The sequence below is a fragment of the Paracoccus shandongensis genome (genome assembly GCF_017315735.1).
GTDB lineage: Bacteria > Pseudomonadota > Alphaproteobacteria > Rhodobacterales > Rhodobacteraceae > Paracoccus > Paracoccus shandongensis.
In genome coordinates, this window is record NZ_JAFLRK010000028.1 from 1 (window position 1) to 16,375 (window position 16,375).

17 protein-coding genes are annotated in these 16,375 nt (G+C 68.8%); 11 read left to right on the forward strand and 6 right to left on the reverse strand.

All coding sequences use genetic code 11. The annotated features are described in order from the left end of the window. From JX613_RS14850 to JX613_RS14860, 3 genes are all read left to right on the forward strand, one after another. Window positions 1–753, forward strand: a 753-nt coding sequence (locus JX613_RS14850) for an efflux RND transporter periplasmic adaptor subunit (protein WP_207102250.1), incomplete at its 5' end; no start/stop codon positions are given. Continuing rightward, window positions 750–1,847, forward strand: a complete 1,098-nt coding sequence (locus tag JX613_RS14855; protein ID WP_207102251.1) for an efflux RND transporter periplasmic adaptor subunit — start codon at window positions 750–752, stop codon at window positions 1,845–1,847. The genes JX613_RS14850 and JX613_RS14855, both read left to right, overlap by 4 nt. Next, on the forward strand, window positions 1,844–4,885 hold the full coding sequence (locus tag JX613_RS14860) for an efflux RND transporter permease subunit (protein ID WP_207102252.1): 3,042 nt from the start codon (window positions 1,844–1,846) through the stop codon (window positions 4,883–4,885). The genes JX613_RS14855 and JX613_RS14860 overlap by 4 nt, the downstream gene beginning before the upstream one ends. Before the next feature lie 89 nt (window positions 4,886–4,974). On the opposite strand, the gene map is transcribed toward JX613_RS14860, so the two are convergent. Continuing rightward, a complete protein-coding gene (gene map / locus JX613_RS14865) occupies window positions 4,975–5,772 on the reverse strand; it encodes a type I methionyl aminopeptidase (RefSeq protein ID WP_207102253.1) in 798 nt (265 codons plus the stop codon). 105 nt (window positions 5,773–5,877) lie between these two features. Here map and JX613_RS14870 point away from each other — a divergent pair, with 105 nt between their 5' ends. Both JX613_RS14870 and JX613_RS14875 read left to right on the forward strand, forming a co-directional pair. Next, window positions 5,878–6,618 (forward strand): competence/damage-inducible protein A, encoded by a 741-nt coding sequence (locus JX613_RS14870; protein WP_207102254.1) that lies wholly within the window; start codon window positions 5,878–5,880, stop codon window positions 6,616–6,618. Further along, window positions 6,618–7,331 (forward strand): GNAT family N-acetyltransferase, encoded by a 714-nt coding sequence (locus JX613_RS14875; protein WP_207102255.1) that lies wholly within the window; start codon window positions 6,618–6,620, stop codon window positions 7,329–7,331. Before JX613_RS14870 ends, JX613_RS14875 begins: the two co-directional genes overlap by 1 nt. Here the strand turns inward: JX613_RS14875 and JX613_RS14880 are convergent. Then, the gene (locus JX613_RS14880; protein ID WP_207102256.1) at window positions 7,326–8,006 is read right to left on the reverse strand and encodes a CbiX/SirB N-terminal domain-containing protein; all 681 of its coding nucleotides are present in this window, start codon (window positions 8,004–8,006) and stop codon (window positions 7,326–7,328) included. The genes JX613_RS14875 and JX613_RS14880 overlap by 6 nt on opposite strands. Continuing rightward, window positions 8,003–8,566, reverse strand: a complete 564-nt coding sequence (locus JX613_RS14885; protein ID WP_207102257.1) for a DUF4202 domain-containing protein — start codon at window positions 8,564–8,566, stop codon at window positions 8,003–8,005. The genes JX613_RS14880 and JX613_RS14885 overlap by 4 nt, the downstream gene beginning before the upstream one ends. Window positions 8,567–8,632: 66 nt before the next feature. On the opposite strand from JX613_RS14885, the gene JX613_RS14890 reads away from it, so the two are divergent. Beyond that, window positions 8,633–9,154 carry an NnrU family protein gene (locus JX613_RS14890; protein WP_207102258.1) on the forward strand — a complete coding sequence of 174 codons (522 nt, stop codon included), beginning with the start codon at window positions 8,633–8,635 and terminating at the stop codon, window positions 9,152–9,154. A 59-nt stretch (window positions 9,155–9,213) separates the two neighbouring features. Here JX613_RS14890 and JX613_RS14895 read toward each other — a convergent pair whose 3' ends face one another. Further along, on the reverse strand, window positions 9,214–10,230 hold the full coding sequence (locus tag JX613_RS14895) for an NAD(P)/FAD-dependent oxidoreductase (protein ID WP_207102259.1): 1,017 nt from the start codon (window positions 10,228–10,230) through the stop codon (window positions 9,214–9,216). A gap of 29 nt (window positions 10,231–10,259) precedes the next feature. Between JX613_RS14895 and mnmC2 the strand changes: the two genes are divergently transcribed. Then, window positions 10,260–10,964, forward strand: a complete 705-nt coding sequence (gene mnmC2 / locus JX613_RS14900; RefSeq protein ID WP_207102260.1) for a tRNA (5-methylaminomethyl-2-thiouridine)(34)-methyltransferase MnmC2 — start codon at window positions 10,260–10,262, stop codon at window positions 10,962–10,964. On the opposite strand, the gene JX613_RS14905 is transcribed toward mnmC2, so the two are convergent. Both JX613_RS14905 and JX613_RS14910 read right to left on the reverse strand, forming a co-directional pair. Further along, window positions 10,928–11,653: a rhomboid family intramembrane serine protease gene (locus JX613_RS14905; RefSeq protein WP_207102261.1), complete on the reverse strand. Its 726-nt coding sequence runs from the start codon at window positions 11,651–11,653 to the stop codon at window positions 10,928–10,930. The genes mnmC2 and JX613_RS14905 overlap by 37 nt on opposite strands. A 4-nt stretch (window positions 11,654–11,657) precedes the next feature. Further along, window positions 11,658–12,080 (reverse strand): META domain-containing protein, encoded by a 423-nt coding sequence (locus JX613_RS14910; RefSeq protein WP_207102262.1) that lies wholly within the window; start codon window positions 12,078–12,080, stop codon window positions 11,658–11,660. Between the two features lie 118 nt (window positions 12,081–12,198). Between JX613_RS14910 and JX613_RS14915 the strand changes: the two genes are divergently transcribed. The 4 genes from JX613_RS14915 (at window position 12,199) to JX613_RS14930 (ending at window position 15,912) form a co-directional block, all read left to right on the forward strand. Next, window positions 12,199–13,467: a 4-aminobutyrate--2-oxoglutarate transaminase gene (locus JX613_RS14915; protein ID WP_207102263.1), complete on the forward strand. Its 1,269-nt coding sequence runs from the start codon at window positions 12,199–12,201 to the stop codon at window positions 13,465–13,467. A 143-nt stretch (window positions 13,468–13,610) separates the two neighbouring features. Further along, window positions 13,611–14,192, forward strand: coding sequence for an NADPH-dependent FMN reductase (locus JX613_RS14920; RefSeq protein ID WP_207102264.1), 582 nt, complete (start codon window positions 13,611–13,613; stop codon window positions 14,190–14,192). A gap of 11 nt (window positions 14,193–14,203) precedes the next feature. Further along, entirely contained in the window at window positions 14,204–15,145 is a 942-nt protein-coding gene (locus JX613_RS14925; protein ID WP_207102265.1) for an ABC transporter ATP-binding protein, read from the forward strand. Window positions 15,146–15,150: 5 nt separating this feature from the next. Next, window positions 15,151–15,912 carry an ABC transporter permease gene (locus JX613_RS14930; RefSeq protein WP_419538838.1) on the forward strand — a complete coding sequence of 254 codons (762 nt, stop codon included), beginning with the start codon at window positions 15,151–15,153 and terminating at the stop codon, window positions 15,910–15,912. Window positions 15,913–16,375 lie beyond the last annotated feature (463 nt).

The window sequence follows — 16,375 nt, forward strand, 5'->3', positions numbered from 1 at the left end:
CGCGCCGGGCTGTCGCAGGCCCGCCAGGCCAGCGACCGGGCCAGTGCGCTGCTGGCGCGCGGCGTCGGCACCCGTGCCGCCCGCGACGAGGCCCTGCAAGCCCTGTCCGAGGCGCAGGGCGCCACCGAACGCGCCGAAAGCACGCTGGACCAGGCCCGCCGCGCGGTCAGCGACACGATCCTGCGCGCACCCACGGATGCCGTGGTGACGGCCCGCGACATGGCGCCCGGACAGATCGTCGGCGCCGCCCAGGTGGTGCTGACCATCGCCACGCTGGAGGGGCTGGAGGCCGAGTTCGCGGCCCCCGACCATCCGCGCCTGGACAGCGCCCTGGGAAATGCGGTGCGGCTGGACACCATCGACATCGACCGGCCCCCGATGCGGGGAACCGTGTCCGAGATCTCGCCCCTGGTCGATCCGGCCACGGGATCCGTGACCCTGCGCGTCCGCATCGACGATGTCGAGGGCGACACCGCCCTGCTGGGGGCGGCCGTGCGCGGCCATGTGGACATCGCCGCCAATGCGGGCATCGCCGTGCCCTGGACGGCCCTGATGCGCGACGGCGACCGGCCCGCCGTCTGGCGCGTGGACAAGAACAACCGGGTCAGCCTGGTGCCCGTGACGATCGGCCATTTCGCCAATGACGTGGTCTATCTGTCGGGCGGGATCGGGCCGGGCGACGTGGTGGTGGGGGCGGGTTCCCAGCTTCTTTATCCCGGCAGGCAGGTGCAAAGGGCCGAGGTGCTGCCATGAGGATGCCGATCGCCCTGCTGGCGGCCCTGGCCTGCGCCGCGCCCGCCTGCGCGCTGGACCTGCCCGGCTGGCTCGATTTCAGCTCGCACGCCCAGGACGACATGCCCGTCCGCCCCGTCGTGTCCGAGATCGTCGAGGACCGGGGCGAGGATGCGCGCTGGATCCCCGGGGTCGTGGCCTCGCGCACGCAGGTGACGATGGCCTTCCAGACGCTGGGCCGGATGGTGTCGCGCCCCGTCGATCTGGGCGACCGGGTCCGGCAGGGCGACGTTCTGGCCAACCTGGCCGCCGAGGATCTGGAGGCGACCACCCGCGCCGCCGAGGCGGCCCTGGCCGCGGCCGAGGTGCAGCGCGACACCGCCCGGATGACGCTGGAACGGACCGAGGCGCTGGCCATGCGCAACGTCGCCACCGCCGCGCAACTGGAACAGGCCCAACGCGCCGCCGCCGCCGCCGAGGCCGGGGCCGAACAGGCGCGTTCCGCGCTGGTGCAGGCGCAGGATGCCCAAGGCTATGCGCGCATGATCGCGCCCTTTTCGGGCGTGGTCAGCGCCGTCTATGAAGCGCCGGGCAGCGTGCTGGGGGCGGGCACGCCGGTCCTGCAGCTTTCGGCCGAGGATCGGCGCGAGGCGGTGATCGACCTGCCCGAATCGGCCCTGGCGGGCCTGCCGGACGATGCGGTCTTCACCGTCTGGCAGCGCACCGACCCGGCCCGGCAGGTCCGCGCCGTGCTGGACCGCATCGACCCCATCGCCGATGCCGCGACCCGGACCCGGCGGCTGTATCTGACCCTGCCGCCCGGTTCCCCCTTCCGTCTGGGCGCGCTGGTCCGCGCCCGGCTTGGCACGGCCAGCGAACCCGCGCTGATGCTGTCGGCCGCCGCGATCTTCCAGCGCGACGGCGCCCCCCATGTCTGGCGCGTCCTGCGCGAGGGCGAGGGGGCGCATGTCGAGGCCGTACGCATCACCCCCGCCGCCGATTTCCAGGGCCGCGTCCTGATCGACGGGGGGCTGAACCCCGGGGACGAGGTGGTGATCCGGGGCGTCAATTCCCTGGCTGACGGTCAGCCCGTGGGCGAAAGGGTCCGGCCTTGAAGCGTTTCAACCTGTCCGACTGGGCGCTGAACCACCGCAGCTTCGTGTGGTTCCTGCTGATCGTCTCGCTGCTGATGGGGGCGATCAGCTATAACAACCTGGGGCGCGAGGAAGACCCCAACTTCACCATCAAGACCATGGTGATCAGCGCCTCCCTGCCCGGCGCCACGGTCGAGGAAACGCTGAAGCAGGTCACCACCCGGATCGAGACGAAGCTGGAGGAGCTGGACGAACTCAACTTCACCCGCTCGGTGACGATGCCGGGGCAGGCGGTCGTCTATCTGGAACTGCTGGAAACGACCCGCGGCCCCCAGGTGCCCGAGATCTGGAAGCGCGTGCGCGAGATGATGTCGGACATCCGCCCCGATTTCCCTCAGGAATTCGCGGGCTTCCAGTTCAACGACGATTTCGGCGACGTTTACGGCAACATCTATGCCTTCACCGCCGACGGCTACAGCCCGCGCGAATTGCGCGACCGGGTGGAACGCATCCGCAAGCGGGTGGCGGCGCTGGACGCCGCCGGCAAGACCGAATTGCTGGGCGAGCAGGCCGAACAGATCTATCTGGAATTCTCGGCCGCGCGCCTGGCGGCGCTTGGGCTGAACCAGCAGCAGGTGGTCGCGACCCTGGCCCAGCAGAACGCCATCTCGCCGTCCGGGGTCATCCAGGCGGGGCCGGAACAGGTGCTGGTCCGCGTGGGCGGGCAGTTCGACGACGCCCAATCCATCGCCGCCGTCAACCTGCGGGTGGGTGAACGCTTCTTCAACCTGGGCGATGTCGCGACCGTCACGCGCGGCTATCAGGATCCGCCGCAATCGCTGTTCCGCTATAACGGCAAGCCCGCCATCGGCCTGCAGATCGGGATGCGCGAGGGCGAGAACATCCTGGAATTCGGGCGCGACCTGGACGCGCTGATGGAACAGGTCCAGGCCGACCTGCCCGTGGGGATCGAGATGGCCAAGATCGCCGACCAGCCGCATGTCGTGGATTATGCCGTGGGCCATTTCGTCAAGGCCCTGGCCGAGGCGGTGCTGATCGTGCTGGTCGTCAGCTTCATCAGCCTGGGCTTTCGCGCGGGCTTCGTGGTGACGCTGACCATTCCGCTGGTGCTGGCGATCACCTTCGTGGTCCTGGACCTGTACGGCATCACCTTGCAGCGGATTTCCCTGGGCGCGCTGATCATCGCGCTTGGCCTGCTGGTCGATGACGCGATGATCGCCATCGAGACGATGATTTCCCGGCTGGAGATCGGCGAATCGCTGGACAATGCCGCCAGCTATGCCTGGACCTCGATCGCCTTTCCGATGCTGACCGGCACGCTGGTCACGGTGGCGGGCTTCATCCCCATCGGGCTGAACAGCTCGGCGGCGGGCGAGTTCACCTTTTCGCTGTTCGTGGTGATCGCCGTGTCGCTGGTGATTTCCTGGATCGTCGCGGTGCTGTTCGCGCCCCTTCTGGGCGTCACCTTCCTGCGCACCTATCACGCCCACGAACACAAGCCCGGCTGGCTGCGGCGGCGGTTCCACGGGCTGCTGTTGTGGTCGATGCGCCACAAGGGGATCGTCATCGCCATCACCCTGGCGCTGTTCGCCGTCTCGGTCTGGGGGATGCGCTTTGTCGAACAGCAGTTCTTCCCCACCTCGGACCGGACCGAGGTTCTGGTCGACCTGGTCGAGCGGCAGAACACGTCGATTGCCAAGACGCGCGCGGACATGGACCGGCTGGAGGCGATGCTGGCCGATCATGACGACGTGCTGTTCTGGACATCCTATGTGGGCAGCGGCGCGCCGCGCTTCGTGCTGGCGATGGATGTGCCGACGCCGGGGCCCTACATGGGCCAGATCGTCATCCAGACCCCGGACCTGGCCGCCCGCGACCGGCTGAAGGCGCAGATCGCGGACCGGGCCGCGCGCGAATTCGCGGGCGTCGATATCTATGTCAAGAACCTGGAAATCGGCCCCCCGGTCGGCAAGCCGGTGCAATACCGCGTCAGCGCCTCTGACGCCGATGCCGCCCGCGACGCCGCGCGCGACCTGGCCGCCGTCCTGGCGCGAGAGCCGAGGCTGCGCGACATCTCGATGGACTGGAACGAGCCCGTGCGGGTGGTCAGGCTGGAAATCGACCAGGACCAGGCGCGCCGCCTGGGTGTCACCACGCAAGAGGTGGCCGATACCCTGTCGGCGCTGTTTTCCGGCAAGACGGTCACGCAGCTTCGCGACGACATCTTCCTGATCGAGGTGGTGGGGCGCGGCCAGGCGGACGACCGCACCTCGCTGGACTCGATCCGCAACCTGCAACTGACATTGGCCAGCGGGCAGGGCACGCCGCTGTCCTCGATCGTCTCGCTGGACTATGCGACCGAACAGCCGCTGATCGCGCAGCGCGACGGACTGCCCACCGTGACCGTCAAGGCGGATATCGCCACCAGGGACCAGCCCGCCACCCTGGTCAACGCGCTGGCCCCGGCGGTGGCCGGGTTCCAGGAAAGCCTGCCGCCCGACGTGACCATCACCGTGGGCGGCACGGTCGAGAGTTCGGCCGAAAGCCAGGAACCCATCGCCGCCGTGGTGCCCGTGATGCTGCTGATCATGGCGCTGCTGGTCATGGCGCAGATGCAAAGCTTCCGCCTGTCGCTGATCGTCTTTGCCGCAGCCCCCCTGGGCCTGATCGGGGTGGTGGCGGTGCTGGTGCCCTTTGGCGTGCCGATGGGCTTTGTCGCGATCCTGGGGATCCTGGCGCTGATCGGCATCCTGATCCGCAACTCGGTCATCCTGGTCCACGAGATCCAGGAACTGCTGCACAAGGGCCGCAGCCCCTGGGACGCCGTGTTCGAGGCATCCGACAGCCGCGCCCGGCCGATCCTGCTGACGGCGGCGGCGGCGTCCCTGGCGCTGATCCCCATCGCGCGGCAGGTGTTCTGGGGGCCGATGGCCTTCGCCATGATGGGCGGCATCATCGCCGGCACGCTGATCACGCTGGTCTTCGTGCCCGCGCTCTATTGCGCGGTGATGCGGGTCAGGCCGCCTGCGCAGGGCTGACTCTTGGGGCGCTGGCCGGGCCTTCATGGCCCGGCAGTTCCAGAAGTATAGGGAGTCACGGGCGAAGGCGATGGCCTTCGCCAGTCGGATCACCCCAGGTCGGGGAAGAACTTGTCCGAACCCGTGAAGATTTCGCAGCCATCCGCCGTGACGCCGATGGAATGCTCGAACTGCGCGGACAGGGACTTGTCGCGGGTCACGGCGGTCCAGTCGTCGGCCAGAACCTTGGTTTCCGGGCGGCCCAGGTTGATCATGGGCTCGATGGTGAAGAACATGCCTTCCTCCAGCACCGGGCCCTTGCCGGGGCGGCCGAAATGCAGCACGTTCGGCGGGGCGTGGAAGACCCGGCCAAGCCCGTGGCCGCAGAAGTCGCGCACGACCGACATGCCGTGGCCTTCGGCGTAAGTCTGGATCGCCGCGCCGATATCGCCGAAGGTCGCGCCGGGGCGCACGGCCTCGATCCCCTTCATCAGCGCGTCATGCGTCACCTGGATCAGGCGGCGCGCCTTGATCGAGGCGCGGCCCGCCACATACATGCGGCTGCTATCGCCATACCATCCGTCCACGATCACCGTCACGTCGATGTTCAGGATATCGCCGTCGGCCAGGATCTTGTCGCCCGGGATGCCGTGGCAGACCACATGGTTCACGCTGATGCAGCTGGCATGTTCATAGCCGCGATAGCCGATGGTGGCCGAGGTGACGCCCAGCTCCTGCACGCGCCGGGTGATGAAATCGTCCAGCGCGCCGGTGGTGACGCCCGGGCGGACCAGGGGCCCGACCTCGTCCAGGATCTGCGACGCCACGGCCCCCGCCTTGTGCATGCCCGCGAAATCCTCGCGCGCGTGGATGCGGATGCCTTCCTTGGTGATGTGGCTCTGGTCCATCGGTGATCCTTTCGTTCGCCGCATAGATAGACCCGGACGCCCCCTTGTTCCAGCCCCGCGCGTGGGCATAGATGCGGGGCAGCATAGGTTTCAGGGGACAGCGCGATGCAATCCGACAATCCGACGGCGGCGATCCTGGTGATCGGGGACGAGATCCTGTCCGGCCGCACGCGAGAGGGCAACGCCCATCACCTGGCGCAGGTGCTGTCCGCGACAGGGTTCGACCTGCGCGAAATCCGCGTGGTGGCCGACGACCACGACCGCATCGTGGCCGCCATTCGCGCCTTGGACCGCAGCCTGGGCGGGGATTACGACCTGCTGTTCACATCGGGCGGCATCGGGCCGACGCATGACGACATCACCGCCGACGCCGTGGCCCACGCGCATGGCACGACGGTCGAAATCCACCCCGAGGCGCGCGCGATCCTACAGGCCCGCTATGACCGGCTGGGGATGGAACTGACCGAGAACCGCCTGCGCATGGCCCGCATCCCGGTGGGGGCCACGCTGATCGACAACGCCGTGTCGGGCGCGCCGGGCTTTTCCATCGGCAACACCCATGTGATGGCGGGCGTGCCCGAGGTCTTTCGCGGCATGGTGGACTGGCTGATCCCGCGCCTGTCCGGCGGCCGCCCCGTCCAGTCGCAAAGCGTCGAGGTGCGGCGCGGCGAAAGCGACGTGGCCGAGGGGCTGAAGGCGGTCGCGGGCGACTATCCCGACCTGTCGCTGGGATCCTATCCCTTCCAGGACGCGACCGGCTGGGGCACGAACCTGGTGGTGCGCGGCCTGGACGCGGACCGCGTGGCCGAGGCCATGGCGGTGCTGAAAGAGCGCCTGTCGCTGTGATGGACGCCGCCCTGGCCCGGGCCTTCGAGGAAACCTGGCCCGCCGCCGAATACGCGGATGCGGGCGGTTTCCGGGTAGGCCAGGGTCTTGGCGCGGGCGGGCGGGTCAGTTCGGCCTGCGCGGTGGGGGCCTGGGCGCCCAAGGATATCGCGGCGGCCGAGGCGATCCATCAGGATTGGAACCAGCAGCCGATGTTCCGGGTGCTGGACGACGATACGACCCTGATCGCCGCGCTGACCGCCGCCGGATACCGGCGCGACACGCCCACCGCGATCATGCAGGCGCCGGTGTCCGCGCTGACCGGCCAGCCGATCCCGCCCCTGACGACCTTTGCCGTCTGGCCGCCCCTGGCGATTCAGCGCGACATCTGGGCGGCGGGCGGCATCATCCCCGCGCGTCAGGCCGTGATGGACCGCGTGACGGGGCCCAAGACCGCCATCCTGGGCCGCATCGACGACCGCGGGGCGGGCGCCGCCTTTGCCGCCTGGTGCGGCGCGGTGACAATGGTCCACGCGGTCGAGGTCTTGCCGCAGTTCCGCCGCCGGGGGCTGGCGGGCTGGATGATGCGGCAGGTGGCGCTGTGGGCGCAGGAACAGGGCGCGACCCGGATCGGCCTGGCGGTCAGCCGCGCCAATGCGGGGGCGCGGGCGGCCTATGACCGGCTGGGCTTTGTCGAGGCCGCCGGATACGCCTATTACGCCAAGAACCTATAGCGCCGCGCGGATGCTGGCGGCGATGAGGGCGGGCACCTCGGGCGCAAGGCCGATGGGGTCCAGGCGCGGGCCGGAAAAGCCCGCCTGATCCAGCGCCGTTGGCAAATCGTCCAGCACATGTTCCGCCCGCAGCGCGAACAGGGGCAGGCTGACGGCGCGGGTCAGGCCCCTTGCTGCATCGGCGATGAAGGGTTCCTGTTCGACAAAGCCGGTGACCACGCGGGCGAACTGCGGGGCGATCTGGTCCGCAAGCGCGGTGGTGATCGTGAAGGACGCCTGCGACCGTTGCGAGCCATGGGCCGACAGCAGCAGCGTGGTGTCCCCCGGCGCCCAGCCTTGAGTTGCGGCTGCCGCATGGACCTGGGCCACGATCAGGCCGGGCAGGGCCGGATCGGTGCCGAAAGGCCGCAGCACCCGCGCCCCGCCCGCGCCCGCCTTCTCCAGCCGCCGGGGCAACTCGGTTCGGGTGAACCAGCCCTCGGCCATGAACATCGGATAGATCAGGCTGCTGTCGTCCGCCACGGCGGCCAGCGCGCCGGGCATGGCCAGCGTGGCGCCCGCGACGGGGCAGCCGGGGTCGCAGGCGGCGACGCGGGCGGCCAGATCCTCGATGGCATGCTGTTGCGGGCCGGGGTCGCCGGGCTGGCCGTGCGATACGATGACGGCGCGTGTCATGGGCGGAAATGCCGGGCCAGGGCTTCGGGCATGGGAAATTCTTCCAGCGCCCGCGCGCGGCCCTCGGGCGACATCTTGGCGGCGGTCTTCTGGATGATGCGGTCCATCTTCTCGTCCGGGATCGCCGCCATGAAGTCGCCCAGATACCAGCGGATGAAGGTGAAGCAGATCACGTCCTCCAGCGCCTGCACCTGATCGTCGCGCTTGAGGCCCTGCTTGGTCAGCATCCTGCGGGCCTGGTCGATGTCGTCGTCGCCATAGCCCGCATCCGCCATGATGCCCGCGATGCGGTCGGCATGGCGGCGGCCCTGTTCCTGGCGCCATTGCAGATAGCCCGCCCGGTCCATCGGATAGGCGTCGCGCGGCAAAAGCCAGCGTTCGATATGCTGCCCCCGGCAGGCGATCCGCAGCGGGTCCGAGGCCTGCGGGAACAGATGCTGCTGCTGTTCGGTCATGCGCTGGCCATAGAGCAGGTTGGCGGGCTTGCCCCCGTCCAGGTTGGGATCGCGGGCATTGGCTTCGTCGATGGCCTGGAAGGCGTGGTCCAGTCGGGTGGTCATGGGGCGTCCTTTTTGCCGCAGTTTCACCCGCTGGCGGTTGCGGCTGCAAGCGGTTAGACGGGGCCCATGACCGGATGGACCGAATATCTGCTTGCCTGGGCCTGTTTCCTGGGCGCCCACATGATCCCGGCGCTGCCCGGCCCGCGCGGCTGGCTGGTGGCAAGGCTGGGACGGCGGGGATACCTGGCGGCCTTCAGCCTGCTGTCCATCGGGCTTTTGTATTGGCTGATCCTGGCGGCGGGGCGCGCGCCCTATGTGCATCTGTGGGACCAGCCGCTGTGGAGCCGCTGGCTGGTCAACATCGCCATGCCGGTGGCGATCCTGGTTGCGGCCCTGGCACGCGGCATGTCGGGGCTGGTTCTGGCCTTCGCGCTGTGGGCCGGGGCGCATCTGGTCGCCAATGGCGATCTGGCGCACGCGGTCTTCTTTGGCGGGATGTTGGTCTTTGCCCTGACGGGCGTGGCGCGGTCGGGGTTGCCGGGGGTGTTCCGGGTGACTTGGCAGCGGATCGTGCTGGCGGTGCTGGTCTGGGCGGCGCTGCTGCATCTGCATCCGCTGGTGATCGGCGTGTCGCCGCTGCCTGCCTGACGGCAGGCGAAGGCCGGGGCGCTGCCCCGGACCCCGGGATATTTGAGGTCCAAAGCAGGTTACAGGCGGAAGCCTTCGGGGATGGCGTCCCGGCCATCCAGGATCAGGTCGGCCATCACCTGCGCGATCTTGGGCGCCATGCCGAAGCCGATCTTGAAGCCGCCATTGGCGACGTAGTGGCCGGGACGGCCCGGCCAAGGCCCCAGGATCGGTGCGCGGGTCCGGGCGCGCGGGCGGGCGCCGGCCCAGCGGTCGATCACGGGGGCGTCGCGAAGGTTCGGGCAGAGGGTCCGCGCCTTGGCGATCAAGGCGTCGATCTGGCCGTCGGGGTCCAGGTGGGCGTAGTCGTTTTCCGAAGTCGAGCCTATCGCCACCGTTCCGTCGGCATGGGGCACGATATGCAGGCCGTCGGCAAAGACCTGCGGCGCGTGGGCGGCGGCGTAGTGCAGCAGCGCCGACTGGCCCTTCACGCCCTTGCCGACAGGGCGGTTCAGGTCGCGCGACAGATCGGCCAGCCCCGGGGTGCCGGTGGTCCACAGGATCGGGCCGGTGAGGGGGCCGGGGTTCTGGCCTTCGATGATCTCTCCGCCCTTGTTGCGGATGGCTTGGGCCAGGGCGGCACCGGCGGCGCGGGGTGACAGGCGGGCGGTCAGGCCGTCGAACAGCCACAGGCCCGAAGGGCTGTCGGGCGCCAGGTCGCCAACGGGGGCGTCTGTCAGGCGCATCGCGCAGTCTGCGGGCCAGCGGTCGGCAGCGGCGGCGATGCGGTCGCGCAGGGGATCCGCGTCAGTCACGGGTTGCAGCCTGCCCGTGCGCGCGTAGCCGGAGGGCAGGCCGGAGGCGACCTCGACCCCTGCCCAGAAATCCTGCGCCATCAGCAGGCTGTCCAGTTGGAAGGCCTTCTTCGGGTTCCAGTTCTCGGGCGCGTGGGGGGCCAGGGCGCCGACATGACCGCCCGAGGATCCCGCGCCGATCCGCGCGGCCTCAATCAGGCGGACGCGGGCGCCGCGGCGGGTCATCTCCCACGCGCAGGCCAGCCCGAAGATGCCGCCGCCGATGATCGTGACGCTTGTCAAACCCGGTGCCTTTCCCCTAGCTGCCGTTCATGAGCGCACTACCCGATCCCGACCCCGCCCGCCACCCGCAGCTTGACTGGCGCGAGGGCGGCGTACCGGTGTCCACCCGTTTCGACGATCCTTATTTCAGCCTTGCGGGGGGATTGGCGGAAACGCGGCATGTGTTCCTGGACGGCAACGACCTGCCCGCGCGGCTGCGGCCGGGGTTCCATGTGGCGGAACTGGGGTTCGGGACGGGGCTGAACTGCCTGGCCCTGGCGCAGGTCGCCGCCGTGCCGGTCATCATGACCAGCTTCGAGGCCTGGCCGATGAGCCTGCCGCAGCTTGCACAGGCCCACGCGGGTTTCCCCGAGCTTGCGGATCTGTCGGCGCAGTTGCGGGCAGGCTGGGGGGCCAACGTGATCCGGGTGGGGCAGGTGGAACTGCGGCTGGTGATCGGCGAGGTCGCGCAGACGCTGCCGGACTGGCAGGACTGGGCGGACGCCTGGTTCCTGGACGGCTTTTCCCCTGCCAAGAACCCGGGGATGTGGACCCCCGAGATCATGGCCCATGTCGGGCGCTGCACCGCGCCGGGCGGCAGCTTCGCCACCTATACGGCGGCGGGCGCGGTGCGGCGGGCGCTGGCCGAGGCGGGCTTCCAGGTCACCCGCCGCCCCGGCTTTGGCCGCAAGCGGCACATGAGCGTCGGGGTGAAACCCTACCGCCCCACCGGCGGGATGCGGGACGGGGCATAGACCACTTCGGGATGCGGGGGATGGCCATGGGTGCGCGCCCAGAAGCCCGTCCCGCCAAGCCGCAGGAAGCGCGGCAAGGCCAGCGCCGCCCCGGCCAGGAAGCCGCCCGCATGGGCCCAGTAGGCGACCCCGCCCTCGCCGCCCGGCGTCGTGGTGCCGCCGAAGACCTGGATCGCCAGCCAGACGCCCAGCACCGCCCAGGCGGGCAGGGTGAAGACCTTGAAGAAGACGATGAAGATCGCGACGATATCGACCTTGGCCCGCGGAAACAGCAGCAGATAGCCGCCCATCACGCCCGCGATCGCGCCCGAGGCGCCGACCATGGGAATGGCCGAAAAGGGCTCGGCCGCGATCTGGGCGGCGGCGGCCACAAGGCCCGCGGCCAGGTAGAAGGCCAGAAAGCCCAGGCGGCCCAGCTGTTCTTCCAGGTTGTCGCCGAAGATCCACAGGAACAGCATGTTGCCCGCGAAATGCATGATCCCGCCATGCAGGAACATGTGCGTCACAAGGCCCCACAGCAGCTCGCCCTGGATCACCGCCAGGGGATAAAGCGCCAGCCGCGTCCACAGCCATTCGCCGCCCGCGACCGCCGGCAGGGTCAGCAGGAACATCGCCGCGTTGACCGCAATCAGCCCATAGGTGACCCAAGGCCTTTGCTGCGACGGGTTGTGGTCGCGGATCGGGAACACCTGGTCAGCTTCCGCCTGCGGGGACCAGGCCGATGCGCACCTTGCCCTGGGGGTCGATCAGCGCGATGCCCTCGCCCACGCGGCGGGCGGCGGTGACGCTGCCCAGGGCGTTGCCGAAGCGCGTCTCGGCCAGGTTGCGGTCCTCTTCCGCGCAGGCCATGCGGGTCATCACCACGCCGCTGACCGTCATGGCGCCCTTGCTTTCGGTCAACTGCCCGCTGTAGCGGTTGCAAGGCGCGCGGCCGGTGACGCGGCTGCCCTCGCCCACCTCGAAGGTGACGCCCGCCGGGGCGGGGGCGCCGTCGATGCGGGCCACGGTGAAGCTGCTGCCCGGCCGCAGCATCGACACCGACCGCTCACCCGCGTCCTGGCAGGCGGCGAGGGATGCGGCGGCTGCAAGCGCGGCAAGGGTGCGGGGGACGGGCATGGCGGTTCTCCTTTCGGGCAGCATCGCCCGGCGGGGCGGTCGGCGCAAGGGCGGGCCTGTTCGGCGGGCAGCCGCTGCGCTAGCATCCCCGCAAAACCGAAAGGGAAGGGGATTTCCGATGACCACCATGACCGACCGCAAGAACGCCGCCATTTCGCGCGGCGTGGGCATGACGACCCAGATCTATGCCGACCGTGCCGAGAATGCCGAGATCTGGGACAAGGACGGCAACCGCTATATCGACTTTGCCGCCGGGATCGCGGTTGTGAACACCGGCCACCGCCATCCCCGCGTGGTCGAGGCGGTGAAGGCGCAACTGGACCGCTTCACCCATACCTGCCACCAGGTCGTGCCCTATGAGAACTACGTCGCGCTGGCGGAACGGCTGAACGCGCTGGTCCCCGGCGATTTCGAGAAAAAGACCATCTTCGCCACCACCGGGGCCGAGGCGGTGGAAAACGCCATCAAGATCGCCCGCCATTACACCGGGCGTCCCGGCATCGTCAGCTTTGCGGGCGGGTTCCACGGGCGGACCTTCATGGGCATGGCGCTGACCGGCAAGGTCCAGCCCTACAAGGCGGGCTTCGGGCCGATGATGCCCGATGTCTGGCACCTGCCCTTCCCCAATCCGCTGCACGGCGTCAGCAAGGAAGACGCGCTGAAGGCGTTGCAGCAACTGTTCAAGGCCGACCTGGAACCCGCCCGCGTGGCCGCCATCATCGTCGAACCCGTCCAGGGCGAGGGCGGCTTCTACGAGGTGCCGGCAGGCTTCATGGCGGAACTGCGCGCACTGTGCGACCATCACGGGATGCTGCTGATCGCGGACGAGGTGCAGACGGGATTCGCCCGCACCGGCAAGCTGTTCGCGATGGAACATCACGGGGTTGCCGCCGACCTGGTGACGATGGCCAAGGGGCTTGGCGGCGGCCTGCCCATCAGCGCCGTCACGGGCCGGGCCGAGGTGATGGACAGCCCCAACCCCGGAGGCTTGGGCGGCACCTATGCGGGCAACCCCCTGGGCGTGGCCGCCGCCCATGCCGTGCTGGACGTGATCGCCGACGAGGGCCTTTGCGACCGCGCCACTCGGCTGGGCCAGCGGCTGAAGCAGCGCCTGGCCGCCGCGCGCGACCAGATCCCCCAGATCGCCGACATCCGCGGCCCCGGCTTCATGAACGCGGTCGAGTTCAACCTGCCCGGCACCGACAGCCCCAACCCCGACTTCACCAACAAGGTCCGCGAGGAGGCGCTGAAGCGCGGCCTGATCCTGCTGACCTGCGGCGTCTACGGCAACGTGATCCGCTTCCTGGCGCCGCTGACCATCCCCGATACGGTGTTCGAGGAGGCGCTGGACATCCTGGATGAGAGTTTGCTGGCAGCGCGGGGGTAGGGGCGCGGGGAACCTGGGCCTGCTGGTCCGCCTTGTTGATCGGCGGCGGGGTGGTTATCCCCCCGGCTGACGCTTATGCCTTGTCCTGTCGGCAGGATTGGGATTTGACGATCAATCCGGCTGACTCGACAAGGAACGGCTTCATGGCGGAACGCAAATGCATCGGGGTGATCCTGGGGTCGATCCGGGAAGGGCGGATCAACGACCGCGTGGCATCCTGGGTGATCCGCCAGCTTGAAACCCACGGCTTTGCCACGCGCACCATCGACCCCGCCGACGCCGATCTGCTGCCGGTGCAGATGGGCGATCCTGCGGCCATCCAGCGTCTGCGCGAAAGAATGGCGAACCTCGACGGCTTCGTCATCGTGACGCCCGAATACAACCACGCCGAACCCGGCCACCTGAAGACGCTGATCGACAATGTCACCGCCGAATGGTGGGCGCGGCCCGTGGGGCTGATCGGCTATGGCGGCATCTCGGGCGGGCTTCGCGCGGTCGAGGCGCTGCGCATCATCCTGGCGGAACTGCATACCGTCACGCTGCGCGACACGGTCAGCTTCACCTCTCCCTGGCGGAAGTTCGACGAGCTGGGCCATATCATCGACCCCAACGACGCGGCGGCGGCCGAGGCGGCGATGGCGGTCTTTGCGCACCGGCTGGATTGGTGGGTCGAGGCCCTGGCCCATGCGCGCCACGCCCGCCCCTATCACCCCGAGGACGCGTGAAAGGACACCCGATGACCGGGATCATCCAGATCGAGAACCTGTCCAAGCAATACGGCAGCGGCACCAAGGCCCTGTCCGATGTCAGCCTGACCATCCAGGAAGGCGAGATCATCGCCCTGCTGGGCCCGAACGGGGCGGGCAAGACGACGCTGATTTCCATCATCTGCGGGCTGGTGGTGCCGACCGGGGGCAGGGTGCTGGTGGGCGGCCACGACATCCGCACCGACTGGCGCGCCGCGCGCAAGCTGATCGGGCTGGTGCCGCAGGAAATCGCGCTGGAACCCTTTGAAAAGGTCATCAACTGCGTCCGCTTCACGCGCGGCCTTTACGGCGAGGGGCCCGACGACGCCTATATCGAACAGGTGCTGCGCAGCCTCGCCCTGTGGGACAAGCGCAACGCCATGACGCGCGAGCTGTCCGGCGGCATGAAGCGGCGCGTCCTGATCGCCAAGGCGCTGTCGCACCGGCCCAAGGTGCTGTTCCTGGACGAACCGACGGCCGGCGTGGACGTGGCGCTGCGGCGCGAGATGTGGGAGGTCGTGGACCAGTTGCGCCGCGACGGCGTGACCATCATCCTGACCACCCATTACCTTGAGGAAGCCGAGGAGATGGCCGACCGCATCGGCGTGATCAACCACGGGGAATTGCTGCTGGTCAAGCCCACGGCGGATCTGATGGGAGAGTTCGGCAAGAAGACCCTGACGATCGAGCTGACCGCGCCCCTGGCGATGATCCCCGACGCGCTGTCGGATCGCGGCCTGCGCCTGTCGCCCGACGGTCGGTCGCTGGCCTATGAATACGACACCCGGGCCGAACGCACCGGCATCGCGCATCTGCTGGGCGATCTGGCGGGGCAGGGGATCACCGTGCGCGACGTGTCCACCCGGCAGTCCAGCCTTGAGGAAGTGTTCATGTCGCTGGTCGCGGAACCGCGTCAGGAGGTGACGGCATGAGCGGCGTGAACTGGCCCGGCGTCTGGGCGATCTTTCACCACGAGATGACGCGGTTCTTCCGCACGATCATGCAGTCGCTGCTGTCGCCGGTCCTGTCCACCGTCCTTTACTTCGTGGTCTTCGGCGCGGCCATTGGCGGGCGCATCCAGTCGGTCGAGGGCGTGGAATACGGCGCCTTCATCGTGCCCGGCCTGATGATGCTGACGATCCTGCAGCAATCGGTCAGCAATGCCAGCTTCGGCATCTATTTCCCCAAGTTCAGCGGCACGATCTATGAATACCTGGTGTCCCCGGTCGGCTGGATCGAGGTCACGCTGGGCTTTGTCGGCGCCGCCGCGACCAAGGCCGTGCTGATCGCCCTGGTGATCCTGCTGACCTCGTTCTTCTTCGTGGGCGTCCATATCCTGCACCCGGTCTGGATGCTGGCCTTCCTGGTCCTGACGGCCCTGGGCTTCAGCCTGTTGGGCTTCATCATCGGGCTATGGGCGAAGTCGTTCGAGCAGTTGCAGGTGGTGCCGATGATGGTCATCACGCCCCTGGTTTTCCTGGGCGGCGCGTTCTATTCGGCCGAGATGTTGCCGCCCTTCTGGGAAGGCGTGGCCAAGCTGAACCCGGTCCTTTACCTCGTGTCGGGCTTTCGCTGGTCGTTCTTCGGGCTTGCCGACGTGCCGGTGGGCGTGTCGCTGGTCGCGGTCGGGCTGATGATCGCGGCCTGCTGCGCGGGCATTCGGTGGATCTTCGCGACGGGCTGGCGGCTGCGCGAGTGAGGACTGCCGCAGGTCGCAGATGCGCGCCTGCGGATCCATGCGGACATAGTCCCGGGCGGTGATCACCTGCATCTCCATGGAACGGTTCCAGCCGCCGAACCAGCGGTCGCGGATGCCGCCCCGGTAATAATTGCCCATGATCTGATCGACATAGGGCGGGATGATCCGGGTATTGGGGATGCGCGGCGCGTGAAAGCCGATGCGCGCCTTCGGTCCCAGGCAGGCATTGGGCAGCGTTGTCAGGATCGTGCAGGCCGACCGGCAGTAACCCCGGATCCGCACCGCCTTGCCCGACCGGGCCAGCCTTTCGCGCAACTGCACCATCTGCAGCACATTGCCGCCACGGTGGTTCACCACGTCGATGAAGCGGCCGCGTTCGACAATATCGGCATGGCCGGGCGAAGCGGCGGCCAGTCCAAGGGCAAGGGTCAGGATCAGGCGAAGATGTCTCATGCGGTTTATC